We start from the raw sequence: 16,442 nt of genomic DNA on the forward strand, positions 1-16,442 counted from the left end.
GCGGCCCCCGGGCCCTGACGGCCCAGGGGTCGGCCGGGGCGTCAGTCGAACCAGCGGTCGCGGGCCAGTTCGGCGACCCGGGCGGGGTCCTCCAGCAGGGCGGCGGCCTCGAAGCGGCGCGGCCACTGGCCGGCCGCCCAGGCCAGGCCGGCCGCGACGCCCTCGACGGTGGCGGCGTGGAGGGTGCCGTCGGGGGTGAGCCGCCAGTCCAGCTCCACGCCGGCGAGGACGAGTTCGTCGTGCTCGACGTAGCCGGCCGGGGCGCCGGGCAGCAGGACGCGTACCGCGTCGGGCACCTCGCGCACCTCGCCCGCTCCGGCATCCGGGGCGGGCAGGCCCGCGCCGACGGCCTCGCTCAGGCGGCGTACGTCGAGGACGGCGGCCAGTGAGGCGGCCAGGGCCGGGCGTACCGGCAGCAGGGGGCGGCCGGTGGCCAGGGGCAGCAGGTCGGGGGCGTCGGCGACCAGCGCGTCGGCGGCGTCCACCAGGCGCACCTCGCCGTCGGTCACGGCGCGCAGCTCGTCCGGCAGCGTGACCTCGTCCGGGTCGAGCTCGGCCAGGAGGGTGTACAGGCCGTGGAGTTGGGCGGCGGTGACGGGCAGGCCGGGGTCGGCGAGGCGGCCCAGGAGTTCGGAGGCGCCGCCGGGTTCGTCCAGCAGGGCGGCGGCGGAGGTGCGGATGCCCAGGGCGCGCAGCACCTGCTCGTCCAGGCCCGAGGTGGCGGCGGGCGCCTCCTCGTACAGGCCGGCCAGCAGCGGGTCGCCGCCGGCCGCGCGCAGTCCGGCGGGGCGGCGGCCGTCCAGGACGGGGTGGTCGCGCAGCCACCAGGCGGTGTAGGGGCGGACGGTCCGGACCGTGCCGTCCGGCAGCAGGACGCGCACCGGGGTGGTGAGCGCGTCGCGCACCGGGGGGCGGGAGAGCATCCGCAGGGCCTGCGGCCAGTGGTCGTCGTCGACGAGGTCCAGGTCGCGTACGGCGAGCAGTTCGGAGACCACCGGCGGGACGGGGGTCTCGGGCAGGGTGTCGAGGACGTCCTCGCACCATACGTCGACGGCGTCGGCCAGGCCCGCGTCGTCGGGCTCGGGGAAGTCGGTGTCGCGGGGCTCCAGTTCGTCCGGGTCCAGGACGACGTCGGTGGCGCGCACCAGGGCGAAGTCGGCGAGCACGCCGGCCGCCGCGAGGGTCTCCTCGCCCCACCGCTCGGCCAGTTCGGCGTCGCAGGCGGGCAGTTCGCCCTCGCGGATGACGCGCTCGAAGGCGCTGCCGGGGAAGACGAGTTCGGCGGCCGGGGCGAGTTCGCCGTCCTCGTCGGGGAGGGCGAGGGCGCCCAGCCAGGGCTCGTCGCCGGGTGAGAGGCGCGCGTCGCGGACGAGGGCGAGGACGGTGTCGGCCAGTTCCTCGGCGTCCAGGGGGCCGCCGTCCTCGTCCTCGTCGCCGTACCAGCTCTCCTCGGCCTCCAGCGAGGCGGCGACGGCCGCCCGCACCTGCGGGGTGGTGAGTACCGCGCGGGGTGTGGCGGGGGTGGCGCCCAGTTTCTCCAGCAGGGGGTGGGCGGCGTCGGGGTGGGCGACCTTCAGGCCGAGGCGGGTCAGGGAGCCGGCGCCCGTGGTGTCGGGCAGCGGCAGCAGCACCCGGCGCGGTCCGATGGTGGTGCGGCCGTCGGCGAGGGGGACGGGCAGGCCGGTGAGCCGGTCGGGGTCGGTGCCGGCGAGGGAGTCGTACAGCCTGCGCCACCAGGACGGGTCCCGTTCCACGCCGGCCAGCCGGTCGATCAGCTCGCCCAGCGGCGCCCGGGGGACGCCGAGGGTGCGCAGTTCGGTGCGGCGCTCCAGTCCGGCGGGCAGCAGGGCGGGGAACAGTTCGGCCAGGACGGCGACCGTGTCGGCCCCGGCGCCCTCGGCGATCTCGGCGTCGGCGGGGCGCAGTGCGTGGGGCTCGCCGCTGTCGTCATCGGTGGCGGCGCTCGCCAGGAAGGGGGTGCGCCGCAGGCGCTCCAGGACCAGGCGGCGCAGTTCGCCGTCGAGTTCGGCCCTGCCCAGGGGGCCGGGCACGAGGTCGAGGGTGCCGGTGGTGACCGGCCGCCAGTCGCGCAGCAGGGTGGCGTAGACGTCGGCGGCGCGCTCCAGCAGGAAGTCGGCCAGCGGTCCGGGGGCGATGTGGCGGCGGGTGGGGTCCAGCGGGAAGGAGGCGATGAGCAGGGCGGGCAGGCCGATCGGCTCGTCGGTGGGGGTGGGGGCGTGGACGACGGGCACGGTGCGGGCGGGGGCGGGGGCGCCGTCGGCGTCGACGGGTACGGCCCAGGTGACCGACCAGTACGGCCGCCGCCGCTCCTCGACGGGGCGGTCGGCGAGCAGGGCGGGGTCGGTGCGCCCGGCGTCGGCGGCCACGCGCCAGCGGGTGGCGCCCTCGCCCCCGGCACCGGCTGTGCCGCTGTCCTCGACCACGACGTAGGCGCCGTCCTGGCGGCGGGTGAGCGTGCGCACCCCGCCGTCGGCCTCGATGACGACCTCGGTCAGGCCGGGGAGGGTGAGCAGCAGGGCGTCGTCGACCGCGGTGAGCAGCCGGGCGGCCAGTTCCTCTGCGGCGCCGTCGCGCAGCGGCAGCACGACGGCCGTGTCGTAGCCCCGGGGGGCGGTGCCCTGGGCGGGCATCGGCAGGCGCAGCAGCGGTACGTGGCCCTCGCGGCGGCGCAGCTCGTCGGCGAGGCCGGGGTTGTGGGCGGCGGCCTCGGCGGCCATCTCGCGGGCCTCGGCCAGCGACCAGCGGGTGCCGCCGGTGCGGCAGACGATGGCGGGTTCGTCGCTGACGGCCAGGACGGCGGCGAAGCCGACGCCGAAGCGGCCGACGGGGCCCGCCTGGGGCCCGCCCGGCCCGCCCGGTCCCTGAGTCGTCTCGTCGTCGCGTTTGGCGGAGGCGCGCAGGGTGGACAGGGACTCCACGCCGGCCGCGTCCAGGGGCGCTCCGGTGTTGGCGGCCACCAGCACCTTGCCGCGCAGGGTGAGCCGCAGCCGTCCGGGGACGCCGGCGCGGGCGGCGGCGTCGGCGGCGTTCTGCGCCAGCTCGACCACCAGCCGGTCGCGGTAGCCGCCGAGGGCCAGGTCCTCCTCGGCGTTGGCGTCCTCGCGGAAGCGCGCGGGGGACGCCGTCCAGGCGTCGAGTACGCCGCGCCGCAGCCGGGCGGTGTCGAAGGGGTCCGCTCCGTCGTCCGCGCCCTGCACCAGCACCGTGCCGCTCACGTGTCCGTCTCCTCCGTCAGGTCCGCCGCGGGACGAGCCCGATTGCCTGTCCGCGGGCGACGGTACTGCGTCCGGCACGCCCGGTGCGCGCCGGGCCGCCGGTCGCGCGGGTCGGCGCCCCGTCCGCGGCCGGGGAAGGACCGGAGAAGGGGCGATTTGGGGCATTGGGGTATACAGGGAGGAAAGGGAACCGCGTCTCGGTTCACGGTCCCGTCCGGCGGGAGCGTGGCGGACAGGAGGACCCATGGGTACGAGGGTCGCAGCGGCCGTACGGGCTTCCGGCGGAAGCCCGGTTTCCGGGGCGGGTGCGTGATGCGCAGCCGCTTCGAGCCCGACCGGCGCCTGACCGGGCGCATGGTGCTCACGATGTTCCTGCTCGGGCTGCTGTACGTGGGGTTCGTCGCCGCGCTGATCGTGCTGCTCGACTCCCTCGTGCTGGTCGTCGTCATCGCCGCCGCCCTGCTGGGCGCGCAGTTCTGGTTCTCCGACCGGATCGCCCTGTACGCCATGCGCGGCCGCCTGGTCACCCCGGAGGAGGAGCCGCGGCTGCACGGGGTGGTCGACCGGCTGTGCGCCACCGCGGACATGCCGAAACCGCGGGTCGCCGTGTCCAGCATGGACCTGCCCAACGCGTTCGCCACCGGCCGCGACGCGGACCACGCCGTGGTCTGCGTGACCACCGGGCTGACGCGGCGCCTGGAGACCGAGGAGCTGGAAGGCGTCATCGCCCATGAGCTCTCCCACGTCGCCCACCGCGACGTGGCGGTGATCACCATCGCCTCGTTCCTGGGGGTGCTGGCCGGGCTGGTCGTCCGCTTCGCCTTCTACTCCCAGCTGTTCGGCGGGGGCCGCCGGGACCAGAACACCGCCGCCGTGTTCGCGATGGTCATGCTGGTCTCCGCCGTCGTCTACGCCCTCAGCTTCCTGCTGATCCGGGCGCTGTCCCGCTACCGCGAGCTGGCCGCCGACCGCGCCGCGGCCATGCTCACCGGGAAACCCTCCGCCCTGGCCTCGGCGCTCACCAAGGTCAGCGGTGACATCGCCCGGATCCCCACCCGGGACCTGCGCACGGCCCAGGCGTTCAACGCGTTCTTCTTCACCCCCGCCCTCGGGGCCGGCAGCGCGGTGGCCGGGCTGTTCTCCACCCACCCCAGCCTGGAGAGCCGCCTGGAGGCGCTGGCGGAGATCTCCGAGCGGCTGGGCGGCGAGTGACCCCGAGCACCGGATCCGGGAAGGAGTCGCCGTGGGTCTGCTGGACATCCTGTTCGGCCGGAGCAAGCCGGCCCGGCCCGACCTCGACCGCCTCTTCGCCCTGCCCTCTGCGGCGATAACCCTCCAGGCCGCCACGGGCCTGGCCCCCACTGGAGCGGGTTCGGTGTGCTTCGCGAGCGTCGAGGGCGGCGCCTTCACCCGGATCCGGCAGGAGGTGGAGGCCCTGCTGGGCGCGGACTCCGATCGCGGAGGCGGGGCGGTGGAGTTCAGCGAGGACGGTTACGGGTACTCCTGGCTGCTCTCGCGCCGCGCCTCCGAGGAGCTGCCCTCCCTGGTCAACGACCTGCACGCGGTGAACGCCACGCTGCAGGGCAGCGGCTTCGGCCCGCAGTTGCTGTGCTCGCTGGTCGCCTTCCGCTCCCCCGACCGGCAGCCCCTCGCGCTGGTCTACCTGTACAAGCGCGGCACCTTCTACCCCTTCGCCCCACTGCCCGGCCAAAAACGTGACAACCCGCTGGAGCTCCAGGTCAGGGCGGCCCTCCAGGACGACCTGGACATCGAGCCGGACCTGGGCCGCTGGTTCCCGCTCTGGGGCGCCCCGGGCCTGTGAGCCTGCGACGGCGGCCGGGCGGCGGCGGTGCGGCTCCCGGCCCACTCACCCGATCGCATGAAGTTGTCTAGAGGGACTGGACTTATTTTGTCTACCCTGACTAGACGTACACTGTGAAGTACAGGGATCTGGTCGGCAAGATCAGGAAAGCGGCCAGGGCGAGAGGGCTCGCCTTCGAGATGCACAGGCAGAAAGGCAGCCATCAGTACTGGACGTGCGGCTCGACGCCCGTCGTCATCCCGAAGCACAGCGAGGTCAACGAGATAACGGCAGAGCAGATCTGCAAGAGGCTTGAGGCGGAACTCGGAGAAGGTTGGTGGCGATGAGCGCTTACCGCGTGACAGCACGCCGCGCCGGTGACTGGTGGGCTCTGGAGATCCCCGATCTGCCTGGCGTCTTCAGCCAGGCCAAACGGCTGGACAGGGCCGACGAAGCGGCTCGCGAGGCGATCGCGGCCATGCTGGACATCGAGCCGGAAGAGATCGAGGTCACCGTCGAGCCCGAACTCCCGGAGGAGGCCCGGCGGGTACTGGCGCAGGCTGAGGACGCCAGGCGGGCCGCGCGGGAGGCCGCGGACGCCGAGCGGGAGGCCATGCGGCGCGCCGCCGCGGTCCTGACCCGCGATCTGAGCCAGCGGGACGCCGGCCGGGTGATGGGGGTGTCGTTCCAGCGGGTGTCGCAGCTGCTCGGTTCGGGGTCCGCGGCCCACCGGACGAGCCGGAGGGAGAAGCCCCGCACCGGACGCCGGGTCCAGCGCTGACCGGGCCCCGGCGGGGCCGGGACAACCGGCCCCGCGGCGGGCCGGAGCCCGCTACGCCTCCGGGTCGTCCGCGCCGCCGTCCGCGTCCCCGTCCTCGCCGTCGGCCCGCACGCCTTTGCCCAGGGGCATCTCGTCCACCCGCGTCTCGTCGATCACCGGCGCCGGCGGGCGCGGCGTCTTCGGCATGACGGCCGCCTCCGAGTGGCCGCCGCAGCCGAAGGCGAGGGAGACCACGCGGCCGTCCGCCGGGGAGAACTCGTTGGCGCACACCCCGAAGGCCTGGCGCAGCGAGCCGGCCATCGGCACCAGGAAGCCGCAGCTCATACAGGAGGCGGGGGCCGCCTGCGCCATGGGCGTCCGGGGGCCGAACTCCTCCTCCCAGCGGTCGGCGGCGTCGTGCAGGCCCCGGCGGGACAGGACCCGGGGGCGGCCCATGCCGATCTCCTCGGCGACCGCCGCGATGCTGCCGCGCGCCGGGGCGCCGGGGAGTTCGCCGGGCTCGCTGGTGACGACGTCGGCGTCCTCGGCCTCGGCCGGGCCCTCGGCGCCGGCCTCCTCCCAGGCCGACTCCACGACCGCCGCGTGCGGGGAGGGTTCGCCGCCGCCGGTGTAGCCGGGCTCCAGGCGCGGGTCGTCCGCCTCGGTGGGCAGCAGATCGCCGGGGCCGAGGTCGCCGGGGCGCAGGCGTTCGCTCCAGGGCACCCATTCGGGGGCGAGCAGCGCGTCGGGGCCGGGCAGCAGCACCGTCTCGTCGACGGTCACCACCCGCGCCCGCGAGGCCCGCGCGACGGTGGCGGCCCAGCGCCAGCCGCGGTAGCCCGGTTCCAGGCACTCGAAGTAGTGCGTGACGACGCGGTCCCCGTCGGCGACGGCACCCAGATGGTCGCCGACCTGGCCGGGGAACGCGGCCTCCCGTGCCGCCTCCCGAGCCAGTTCAACCGCCTCGGCGCACAGGCGATCAGGGGTACGGCCTCGCATCGCAGCACTCACAAGAATCGATTCTCTCCTACGCCGTTTCGCGAGTGCGCCTACCGTATGCCCAGGTCAAACGGGTGAGGACGGAGCGGACCGGAGGACCGCTGCGACGTCCGGACCCAGGCTTTCACACCGGGCGGAGCGCACCATCCCCCCACGCTACCCCACGCGCGCACACCGCCGACCGTCGCACCTTCAACCAAACCTTCAGCCGAAGGAGCCGGGCTAGGCGGCGGGCGGTGGGGCACACTGACGACGTGGCTGCCTTGAGGACGCCCCAACACGGCGAGGGGCGATTCCGACGTACGGCGCGGGCGATCGTCCGCGCCGTACACACGCCTCCCCGCGCGCTGGGCAGGCGCATCCGGAAGGCCACCCACGCCCAGGGCGCCGGCGAGTCCGGGCTGGGCAAGCTCATCGAACTGCACGCGGTGAACTCCGCGGGCGACATGATGATCACCGTCGCCCTGGCGTCCACGATCTTCTTCTCCGTCCCCACCGGCGAGGCGCGCGGGCGCGTCGCCCTCTACCTGGCCGTCACCCTGGCCCCCTTCGCGCTGCTGGCGCCGATCATCGGTCCGCTGCTGGACCGCATCCCGCACGGCCGCCGCGCCGCGATGGCCGGGTCGATGCTGGGCCGGGCGCTGCTGGCCCTGAGCATGGCCGGGGCGGTGGCCACCGGCAGCCTGGAGCTGTATCCGGCGGCGCTGGGGGTGCTGGTCGCCTCCAAGGCGTACGGGGTGGTGAGATCGGCGGTCGTGCCCCGGCTGCTGCCGCACCGGATCTCGCTGGTGAAGGCGAACTCGCGGGTGACGCTCGCCGGGCTGCTGGCCACCGGCGCGGCGGCCCCGCTCGGGGCCGCGCTGCACAGTCTGGGGCCGGCCTGGCCGCTGTACGGGGCCTTCACCGTCTTCGTCATCGGCACGTTCCTGTCCTTCTCGCTGCCCCACAAGGTGGACTCCGCCAAGGGCGAGCGGCGGGCCCTGCTGACCGCCTACGAGGCCGCGCACAGCCATGACGGCGACGGCGGCGCCGATACCGGCGGGGGCGCCACCGGGGAGAGCGGGGCCGGGGGCGCTGCGGCCGGAAGCGCTGCGGGGAAGAACGGCAACGGGAGCGGCAAGCCCCGGCGGCCCGGTCTGCGCACCGTGGGCGCCTCCGTGTTCAACGCCCTGCTCGCCAACTCCTCCCTGCGCGCCCTGTCCGGCTTCCTCACCTTCTTCCTCGCCTTCATGCTGCGCGAGCACCCCCTGGCCGGCCTGGACCCCGTGGTCTCGCTGGGTGTGGTGGCCGTGGCGGCGGGCGGTGGCAACGCGCTGGGCACGGCGCTGGGCGCCTGGCTGCGCGACCGCGTCCCGGAGATGATCATCGCCTCGGTGCTGGCGCTGGCCCTGACCGCCACCGTGGTGGCGGCGGTGCTGTACGGCACGGTCACCGTGCCCGTCGTCGCGGCCGTCGCCGGGCTGGCGCAGGCACTGGGCAAGCTGTCGCTGGACGCGCTGATCCAGCGGGACGTGCCGGAGGTGGTGCGCACCTCCGCCTTCGCCCGCTCCGAGACGCTGATGCAGATGTCGTGGGTGGCAGGCGGCGCCGTCGGGATCGCGCTGCCGCTGATCGGGCCGGTCGGCATGGGGGTGGCCGGGGTGATCGTGGCGGTGGGCGCGCTCGCCACCGTCCGTCCCCTGCTGTCGGCCGCGCGGCACGGCACGCCCCACCCGCGCGTCGCCTGAGCGGAACCGCCGGGTAGCCTGCGTGCTATGACCCACACGATCTCCCGGGGCAAGGGCAGCCGCACCATCCGCACTGCCGTAGCCATCGGTGCGGCCACCCTCGGGCTCGTCGCCCTCTCCGCCTGCGAGAAGCCGACTCCCCGAGCGACCGTGACCGTCGGTTCCGACAGCGTGTCCACGGAAGCCGCCTGCTACGAGGACAACGGCAAGATCTCGCAGGACAAGGTGCTGTCCTGCGCCAAGGAGGACGCCGACACCTCCATCACCGTCGGCCAGGGCGACCTGCTGCGCATCGGCGTGGACCCCGAGATCGCCGAGGACGGCTGGGTGCTGTTCCTCAACGGCCAGCCCGCGGTGACGGACCGGATCACCAAGACCTACCGCAGCTTCTCCGGTGACGCGTTCTTCCAGAACGGCGGCGGCCAGCAGGGCGGCGAGCCGCAGTCGGTGCAGCTGAGCATCGTCGAGTACGACGGCAGTGACTACCGGGGCGTGTGGAACTTCGAGCTCGAGCGCGAGAGCGAAGACTGAGCCCCGCACCGTCCCGCCGTACCGAGCCGTCCCGCCCCACCGGCGCGGCGGCCGCGCCGGTCCTGGTCGTCACGGCCGTGCCCGCCGAGCGTGACGCGGTGGCGGTCGCCTGCGCCCCGGCCGGCATCGACGTGCTGGCCGCCGGCGCCGGACCCGCCGCCGCGGCGGCCCGTACCGCCGTGGCGCTGGAGCGCGGCGCGGCGCGGGGCCGCCCGTACGGCCTGGTGGTCTCGGCGGGCATCGGCGGGGGCTTCGCCCCGCTGGCCCCGGTCGGCTCGGTGGCCGTCGCCTCCGAGATCACCGCCGCGGACCTGGGCGCCGAGACCCCGGCCGGGCCCGAGCCCTTCGCCTCGGTGGCCGAGCTGGGCTTCGGCACCACCGTCCATCTGCCGCCCGAGGCGCTGTCGCGGGCCGTCGCCGAGGCGGCCGGCGCGGCGCTGGGCCCGGTGCTGACGGTCTCCACGGCCACCGGCACCGCCGAGCGGGCCGCGCTGCTGGCGCGCAGGCACCCGGGCGCGCTGGCCGAGGCGATGGAGGGCTTCGGGGTCGCGGAGGCGGCCGCGGCCTGCGGCGGGGTACCCGTACTGGAGATCCGCGCCGTCTCCAACGCGGTGGGCCCGCGCGACCGCGCCGCCTGGCGGTTCGCGGAGGCGCTGGACGCCCTGGCCGCGGCCTTCGGCAGGATCGTGCCCGTACTCGACGATTGGAGGGACCTTGACCGGCTCCGGCGATGACAGCACTGACGGAACCAGCGGGGCCGGCGGGGCCGGGCGTCCGCTGCGGATCGCCTACTCCCCCTGCCCCAACGACACCTTCGTCTTCCACGCCTGGGCGCACGGCCTGGTGCCGGGCGCGCCGGAGCTGGACGTGACGTTCGCCGACATCGACGTCACCAACGCGATGGCCGAGCGCGGCGAGCTGGACGTGCTGAAGGTCTCCTACGCCGTTCTGCCGTGGGTGCTGGACGAGTACGCGCTGCTGCCGTGCGGCGGCGCGCTGGGGCGCGGCTGCGGCCCGCTGGTGCTCACCCGCGAGCCGGGTGCGGAGGCGGATCTGAACGGCGCGACGGTGGCGGTGCCGAGCGAGCGCTCGACGGCGTACCTGCTGTTCCGGCTGTGGGCGGCCGAGCGGGTGCCGGGCGGGGTCGGGAAGATCGCCGTGCTGCCCTTCCACGAGATCATGCCCGCCGTGCGCGACGGCCGAGTGGACGCCGGGCTGGTCATCCACGAGGCCCGCTTCACCTACCGGGACTACGGCCTGCACAAGCTCGCCGACATGGGCGAGTACTGGGAGGACACCACCGGGCTGCCGATCCCGCTGGGCGCGATCATCGCCAGGCGTTCGCTGGGCGCGCCGGCGCTGCGGGCGCTGGCCGAGGCGGCCCGCACCTCGGTGCGGATGGCGTGGGACGACCCCGTGGCGTCACAGCCCTACGTGCTGGAGCACGCCCAGGAGATGGACCCCTCGGTCGCGGACCGGCACATCGGGCTGTACGTCAACGAGTTCACCGCCGGCCTCGGCGAGAGCGGCTACGCGGCGGTGCGCGGGCTGCTCACGCGCGCCGCGGCCGAGGAGCTGGTGCCGCCCCTGGGCCCCGGCGCGCTGGACTTCGTGTAGGCGGTGGTGCCGGCCGGGCCCGTACGGGGTGCGCGGCCGGGCGTCCGGTCAGACGTCGAGCTGGTCGGCCACGACGCGGAGCATGCCGGCGATCTTGTGGCCGTGCTGGCGGTCGGGGTAGCGGCCCCGCTCCAGCTGCTGCGCGACCCCGTCCAGCAGGGTGGTGAGATCCTGCACGATCGACGCCAGCTCGTCCGGCTTGCGGCGCTGGGCGGCGGCCACGGAGGGGGCCGGGTCCAGCAGGGTGACGGAGAGGGCCTGGTCGCCGCGCTGGCCCGCGACGACCCCGAACTCGACGCGCTGACCGGGCCGCAGCACGGTCACCCCGGACGGGAGCACCGACGAATGCACGAAGACGTCACCGCCGTCGTCGCGGGAGAGGAAGCCGAAACCCTTCTCACTGTTGAACCACTTGACCTTGCCGGTAGGCACGTCTGTCCTCGTCCTCGTAATTCGTCCGGATGCCCGGGCTACGACCTGTCGGGAAAACAACGACTTCTTGAAAGGCAAAGGTTCCGCACAAGACCGCGGCGGGCCGTATGACCCGCCGTCACCAAGACTAATGATCCACTCCCCGGTGACAAGACGCCCCGGGCGCCGTCTCCCCCGTCTCCCGCGCGTGTCTTCACACGGAACTACCCTGTCCTGGTGACCAGTGAAACGTCCCGCGCGGGAGATCTGCTCGTCCGCATCGGCGCCGTCGTCTTCGTCGTCGGTGCGGTGGCCACTCTCGCGACCATCACGCCCCTGTTCCTCGGCTCCGACCCGCTGCCCACGGCCGCGTACCTCGTCAGCATGCTGATGGGCGTCGGCTTCGCCGTCGCCGGCGCGGGGGTGCTGCGGTCGATCGCGGTGCAGCGCCGCGAGGCGCGCGAGGCGGCCCGCCGGTAGGCACGGCTCAGGCGGCCCGGGCCGCCGCGTACGTCTCCAGCCAGGCGGGGAAGGCCGTCAGGTCCTCCAGCACCACATCGGCCCCCGCCTGTCGCAGCTCCGCCGCGCCGCACGGGCCCGTCGGCACCGCCACCGACAGGGCCCCGGCCGCCCGCGCCCCGCGCACGTCGCCCAGATGGTCCCCGACGTAGACGCCGGCGCCGTGCTCGACCAGCGCCTCGGCCTTGGCCTCCGCCCACAGCCATCCGATCACCGCATCCGGCTCGATGCCCAGGTGGTCGAGGTGGAGCTCGGCGCTGGGCTCGTGCTTGGCGGTGACCACGATCGCCGTGCCGCCCGTCCGCCGGACCGCCTCCACCGCCTCCCGGGCGCCGGGCATGGGCAGGGTCGGCTCGATGGCGTGGCTCACGTACAGCTCGCGGTAGCGGACGGCGGCCTCGTCGATCTCCTCCTCGGCGAACCAGTGCGCCAGCTCGACCTCCAGCGGCGGCCCCAGGCGGGTGACGGCCAGGTCGGCGTCGATGTACGTGCCGGTCTCGGCGGTCAGGGCCAGATAGGTCGCCCGGATGCCGGGGCGCGAGTCGATCAGCGTCATGTCCAGGTCGAAGCCGACCGTCACCGCACGAGAAGCCATACCCCACATTGTGCACTCCGTGACATAGATGGTTAGGCTCGCCTAACCTTGGCTGGCCGGTTCTGCGGCTTCCGTGGCGCGGAGCCGGTCCTGTCCCGTCCTGTCCCCGTCCCGCCCTTGAGCTCCCGCCCTTGAGCTCCCGCCCCGCCCGCACACCGTCCGAGGTCGCAGATGCCCACCGCCCGAGCCCCCGCCGCGCCCGGCCGCGAGGCGGCCGGTCCGCGCCGCGCGCGGACGGCCCGCCGACCGGTCGCGGTGGCCGCGGTCTCGGCCGCCCTGGCCCTGGCCGTGCTGCTGAGCCTGGCCGTCGGCAGCCGCGCCATCGCGCCGGACGCGGTGTACGAGGCGCTGGTGCACGGCGGCGACGGCCCCGCCGCCCAGGTGGTGCGGACCATGCGCGCCCCGCGCACCCTGCTGGCGGTGCTGGTCGGCGCCGCGCTCGGGCTGGCCGGCTGCGTGATGCAGGGCCTGACCCGCAACCCCATCGCCGAGCCCGGCATCCTCGGCGTCAGCCAGGGCGCGGCACTGGGTGTCGTCCTGGCCATCGCCTTCGCCGGGGTGCACACGCTCTCCGGATACGTCTGGTTCGCCTTCGCCGGCGCGGGCGTCGCGGGGACGGCCGTCTACGCGATCGCCGCCCGGGGCCGCGAGGGGGCCACACCGGTACGCCTGGCGCTGGCCGGGGCCGCCGTCAACGCGCTGCTGTACTCGGTGGTGGCGGGGGTGCTGACGACGCGGGCCGCGGCCCTGGACGAGTTCCGCTTCTGGCAGGTCGGCTCGGTCGCCGGGCGCGATACGGAGGTGATCGGGCAGGTATGGCCGTTCCTGGCGACGGGCGCGCTGCTGGTGATGGCCGTCGCGCGCGGTCTGGACGCCCTGGCACTGGGCGAGGACATGGCCAGGGGCCTGGGGCAGAACACCGCGGCCGTACGGATCACCGGCGGCCTCGGGGCCACCGTCCTGACCGGCGCCGGGGTCGCCGCCGCCGGGCCCATCGCCTTCGTCGGCCTGGCCGTCCCCCATCTGGCCCGCGCCCTCGTCGGCTCCGACCACCGCTGGCTGCTGCCCGCGGCCGCACTGCTGGGCCCGGTGGTGCTGCTGGTGGCGGACGTCGCCGGGCGGGTCGTGGTGCCGCCGGGCGAGGTGCCCGCGGGCGTGATGACGGCGCTGATCGGCGTGCCGTTCCTGGTGGCGCTGGTGCGCGGCCGGGCCGGGAAGGCGGTGGGGCCGTGACCGCGCCCGACGCCGTGGGCGAGACGCCCCGTGAGGCACCGGGCCGTGAGGCGCCCGTCAGACCCCCGGGGTACGGCCTGGTGCGCCGCGGGCGCGCCTCGTTCCTGCTCCACCGCCGCTCGGCGGCGGTGACGGCCGCCCTCGCCGCCGCGCTGGCCGCGGCCGTCGTCGCGTCGCTCTGCCTCGGCGAGACCGCCACCGCGCCCACCGAGGTGGTGCGGGTGCTGCTGGGGCTGCCGTCCCCGGAGGAGCTGGTCGTGGGCACGCTGCGGCTGCCGCGCGTGGTCCTCGGGCTGATGGTGGGCGCCGCGCTCGGGGTGGCGGGCGGGCTGATCCAGACCGTCGCCCGCAACCCCCTGGCCAGCCCGGAGATCATCGGCGTCACCCACGGCGCCGCCGCCTTGACCGTCGGCGCGATGACCTTCGGCCTGACCTCGTACGCCCTGCTGCCCTACCTGTCGGTGGCGGGCGGGATGCTCGCCGCCGCGCTGGTCTACGTCTTCGCCTGGCGACGCGGCCTGAGCGCGGCCCGCTTCGTCCTGATCGGCCTGGGCTTCTCCGTGGCGCTGCGCTCGCTCACCCAGCTGTTCATGACCAAGGGCGACTTCCTCGCCGCCCAGCAGGCCCAGGTGTGGCTGACCGGCTCGCTCAACGGGCGCGGCTGGGAGCAGGCCGGGCCCCTGGGCTGGGCACTGCTGGCCGTGCTGCCCGCCGTGCTGTGGTGCGCCCGCGCCCAGCGGCAGGCGGCGCTGGACGACGACACCGCCACCGCCCTGGGGGTGCGGCTGGGCCGCGTCCGGCTGGGGCTGGCGGCCACCGGCGTCGTCCTGGCCTCGGTGGCCACCGGCGCGGCGGGGCCGGTGGACTTCGTGGCGCTGCTCTCCCCGCAGATCGCCCGCCGGCTGACGCGCACCGCGCAGATCCCGCTGCTCGCCACGGCCCTGCTGGGCGCCTTCGTCGTCACCCTCGGCGACCTGCTGGCCCGCAGGCTCCTGGCGCCGGTGGAGCTGCCGGTCGGAGTGCTCACGGCGGCGATCGGGGCGCCCTACCTCGTCTGGCTGATCGCCCGCGGCCGCACCGGAGGAAGACCATGACGGACACCACCTCGCCCGGCGGGACCACGGCGGACGGCGGGCCGGACAGGACCGGCGCGCCCGACGCGCCCGCGAGCCGGCTGTCGGCCCGCGGCCTGACCCTCGCCTACGAGAGCCGCACGGTCGTCGACGGCCTCGACCTCGACGTGCCCGACGGCCGCGTCACCGTCGTCGTCGGGCCCAACGCGTGCGGCAAGTCCACCCTGCTGCGGGCGCTGGGCCGGCTGCTGCGGCCCCGGCGCGGCGCGGTGCTGCTGGACGGCCGGGAGCTGGACCGCGTACCCACCCGCGCGGTCGCCCGCTCCCTCGGGCTGCTCCCCCAGGCGCCGGTCGCGCCCGAGGCGATCACCGTCGGCAACCTCGTCGCCCGGGGCCGCCAGCCCCACCAGCGCTGGTGGCAGCAGTGGTCGGAGGCCGACGAGCGGGCCGTCACCGACGCCATGGACAGCACCGGCGTCACCGGGCTGGCCGACCGGGCCGTGGACGAGCTGTCGGGCGGACAGCGGCAGCGCGTGTGGATCGCCATGGCGCTCGCCCAGGAGACCGAGCTGCTGCTGCTCGACGAGCCGACCACGTACCTCGACATCGCCCACCAGGTGGAGGTCCTCGACCTGGTGCGGCGGCTCAACCGGGAGCGGGGCCGCACGGTCGTGATGGTCCTGCACGACCTCAACCAGGCCGCCCGCTACGCCGACCACCTCGTCGCGATGCGCGAGGGCCGGATCGTCGCGCAGGGGCCACCGGGACGGGCCGTCACCGCCGACCTGGTCCGCGAGGTCTTCGGCCTGGAGGCCGTGGTGGTGCCCGACCCGGTGACGGGCGGTCCGCTCGTCGTCCCCGGCGCGCCTGCTTCCGCTTCTGCGGCCGCCCCCGCCACCGTCCCCGTCAACATCCGAAAGGCGACACCATGACCCTCACCCGCCGCCGTACGTCCGCCGCCGGCGCCACCGCGCTGGCCTGTGTCCTCGCCCTGTCCGCCTGCGGCGGGGAGAGCGGCGCCGCCTCCGGGGAGACCCGGAAGGTGATGACCGCCCACGGGGAGGTCGAGGTCCCCGCCGAGCCCGAGCGCGTGGTCGTCCTCGACACCGCCGAGCTGGACTCGGCCATCACCCTGGGCGTCAAGCCCGTCGGCTCCACCCGCTCCGACGTGGCCTCCGGCTTCCTGAAGTACCTGCCCAAGGAGAAGGTCGAGGGCATCGAGAACGTCGGCAACATCGCCGCGCCCAACCTGGAGAAGATCGCGGCGCTCGAGCCGGACCTGATCCTGGGCAGCGACATCCGCGACAAGGACCGCTACGACGAGCTGTCGAAGATCGCCCCGACCGTCTTCACCGAGACCACCGGCGCGCCCTGGAAGCAGAACTTCCTGGTCCACGCCAACGCCCTCAACCGGCAGGACGAGGCGGAGAAGGTCATCGACGCCTACGAGGCGAAGACGGCCGAGGTCACCGAGGCGCTCGGCGGCCCGGAGAAGGCCCGGAAGCTGACGGTGAGCGTCGTCCGCTTCGTCGAGGGCGCCGACACCCGCGTCTACGGCAGGCAGAACTACATCGGCTCCATCCTCGCCGACATCGGCGTGAGCCGCCCGGCCATCGCCGACAAGGCCCCTGACGGCTTCTCGGTCGACGTCAGCCCGGAGAAGGTCGACCAGGGCGACGCGGACGTCGTCCTCTACACCTCCTACGGCGACCCGGCGAAGTCCGGCGAGGACAAGGCCGTCGGCGGCGCGCTGTGGAAGAGCATGGAGGCGGTGGAGAACGGCCGCGCCCACCGCGTGGACGACGAGACCTGGATCCAGGGCATCGGCTACACGGCCGCCGACACGATCCTGGAGGAGATGAAGGAGCTGCTGCCCAAGGGCTCCGGCACCTCCGAGGGCTGACGCACCCCCGGCCGGGCAGGCCCCGGCCCGGCCGGGG

General features: G+C 75.1%; 17 protein-coding genes. 13 read left to right on the forward strand and 4 right to left on the reverse strand.

Features of this window, described 5'->3' with window-relative positions; all coding sequences use genetic code 11:
* Nucleotides 1-41 precede the first annotated feature (41 nt).
* A complete protein-coding gene (locus BM237_RS01610; protein ID WP_093846934.1) occupies nt 42-3,236 on the reverse strand; it encodes a sacsin N-terminal ATP-binding-like domain-containing protein in 3,195 nt (1,064 codons plus the stop codon).
* Nucleotides 3,237-3,548: 312 nt separating this feature from the next.
* On the opposite strand from BM237_RS01610, the gene htpX reads away from it, so the two are divergent.
* The 4 genes from htpX (at nt 3,549) to BM237_RS01630 (ending at nt 5,818) form a co-directional block, all read left to right on the forward strand.
* A complete protein-coding gene (gene htpX, locus BM237_RS01615; RefSeq protein ID WP_093846936.1) occupies nt 3,549-4,448 on the forward strand; it encodes a zinc metalloprotease HtpX in 900 nt (299 codons plus the stop codon).
* A gap of 31 nt (nt 4,449-4,479) precedes the next feature.
* Nucleotides 4,480-5,058: a PspA-associated protein PspAB gene (gene pspAB / locus BM237_RS01620; RefSeq protein WP_093846938.1), complete on the forward strand. Its 579-nt coding sequence runs from the start codon at nt 4,480-4,482 to the stop codon at nt 5,056-5,058.
* 113 nt (nt 5,059-5,171) lie between these two features.
* Complete coding sequence (locus BM237_RS01625) at nt 5,172-5,384, forward strand: type II toxin-antitoxin system HicA family toxin (protein ID WP_093846940.1); 213 nt, start codon at nt 5,172-5,174, stop codon at nt 5,382-5,384.
* Nucleotides 5,381-5,818: a type II toxin-antitoxin system HicB family antitoxin gene (locus tag BM237_RS01630; RefSeq protein ID WP_139238046.1), complete on the forward strand. Its 438-nt coding sequence runs from the start codon at nt 5,381-5,383 to the stop codon at nt 5,816-5,818. Before BM237_RS01625 ends, BM237_RS01630 begins: the two co-directional genes overlap by 4 nt.
* Nucleotides 5,819-5,869: 51 nt before the next feature.
* Here BM237_RS01630 and BM237_RS01635 read toward each other — a convergent pair whose 3' ends face one another.
* Nucleotides 5,870-6,796, reverse strand: a complete 927-nt coding sequence (locus BM237_RS01635) for a DUF3027 domain-containing protein (RefSeq protein WP_093846944.1) — start codon at nt 6,794-6,796, stop codon at nt 5,870-5,872.
* A gap of 254 nt (nt 6,797-7,050) precedes the next feature.
* Between BM237_RS01635 and BM237_RS01640 the strand changes: the two genes are divergently transcribed.
* The 4 genes from BM237_RS01640 to BM237_RS01655 all read left to right on the forward strand — a co-directional run bounded on the left by BM237_RS01640 (nt 7,051) and on the right by BM237_RS01655 (nt 10,671).
* Nucleotides 7,051-8,523, forward strand: a complete 1,473-nt coding sequence (locus BM237_RS01640; protein ID WP_425443627.1) for an MFS transporter — start codon at nt 7,051-7,053, stop codon at nt 8,521-8,523.
* 27 nt (nt 8,524-8,550) lie between these two features.
* Complete coding sequence (locus BM237_RS01645) at nt 8,551-9,054, forward strand: hypothetical protein (RefSeq protein ID WP_093846948.1); 504 nt, start codon at nt 8,551-8,553, stop codon at nt 9,052-9,054.
* Nucleotides 9,055-9,116: 62 nt separating this feature from the next.
* A complete protein-coding gene (locus tag BM237_RS01650) occupies nt 9,117-9,788 on the forward strand; it encodes a futalosine hydrolase (protein WP_281253880.1) in 672 nt (223 codons plus the stop codon).
* A 49-nt stretch (nt 9,789-9,837) separates the two neighbouring features.
* Nucleotides 9,838-10,671, forward strand: coding sequence for a 1,4-dihydroxy-6-naphtoate synthase (locus BM237_RS01655; protein ID WP_093847377.1), 834 nt, complete (start codon nt 9,838-9,840; stop codon nt 10,669-10,671).
* 48 nt (nt 10,672-10,719) lie between these two features.
* On the opposite strand, the gene BM237_RS30200 is transcribed toward BM237_RS01655, so the two are convergent.
* Entirely contained in the window at nt 10,720-11,103 is a 384-nt protein-coding gene (locus BM237_RS30200) for a cold-shock protein (RefSeq protein WP_093846950.1), read from the reverse strand.
* A 216-nt stretch (nt 11,104-11,319) separates the two neighbouring features.
* On the opposite strand from BM237_RS30200, the gene BM237_RS01665 reads away from it, so the two are divergent.
* On the forward strand, nt 11,320-11,562 hold the full coding sequence (locus BM237_RS01665; RefSeq protein ID WP_093846952.1) for a hypothetical protein: 243 nt from the start codon (nt 11,320-11,322) through the stop codon (nt 11,560-11,562).
* 7 nt (nt 11,563-11,569) lie between these two features.
* Here BM237_RS01665 and BM237_RS01670 read toward each other — a convergent pair whose 3' ends face one another.
* Nucleotides 11,570-12,196 carry an HAD family hydrolase gene (locus BM237_RS01670; RefSeq protein WP_093846954.1) on the reverse strand — a complete coding sequence of 209 codons (627 nt, stop codon included), beginning with the start codon at nt 12,194-12,196 and terminating at the stop codon, nt 11,570-11,572.
* 171 nt (nt 12,197-12,367) lie between these two features.
* Between BM237_RS01670 and BM237_RS01675 the strand changes: the two genes are divergently transcribed.
* Genes BM237_RS01675 through BM237_RS01690 form a run of 4 tightly spaced genes read left to right on the forward strand, consistent with a single transcriptional unit; the run spans nt 12,368 to nt 16,405 of the window.
* Entirely contained in the window at nt 12,368-13,429 is a 1,062-nt protein-coding gene (locus tag BM237_RS01675; RefSeq protein ID WP_093846956.1) for a FecCD family ABC transporter permease, read from the forward strand.
* Nucleotides 13,426-14,523, forward strand: coding sequence for a FecCD family ABC transporter permease (locus tag BM237_RS01680; RefSeq protein ID WP_245793348.1), 1,098 nt, complete (start codon nt 13,426-13,428; stop codon nt 14,521-14,523). The genes BM237_RS01675 and BM237_RS01680 overlap by 4 nt, the downstream gene beginning before the upstream one ends.
* Nucleotides 14,520-15,434: an ABC transporter ATP-binding protein gene (locus tag BM237_RS01685; protein ID WP_093846958.1), complete on the forward strand. Its 915-nt coding sequence runs from the start codon at nt 14,520-14,522 to the stop codon at nt 15,432-15,434. Before BM237_RS01680 ends, BM237_RS01685 begins: the two co-directional genes overlap by 4 nt.
* Nucleotides 15,431-16,405 (forward strand): ABC transporter substrate-binding protein, encoded by a 975-nt coding sequence (locus BM237_RS01690; RefSeq protein ID WP_093846960.1) that lies wholly within the window; start codon nt 15,431-15,433, stop codon nt 16,403-16,405. Before BM237_RS01685 ends, BM237_RS01690 begins: the two co-directional genes overlap by 4 nt.
* Nucleotides 16,406-16,442: the final 37 nt, after the last annotated feature.

This window comes from Streptomyces mangrovi (assembly GCF_900114215.1).
In the GTDB taxonomy this organism is placed as follows: Bacteria; Actinomycetota; Actinomycetes; order Streptomycetales; family Streptomycetaceae; genus Streptomyces; species Streptomyces barkulensis.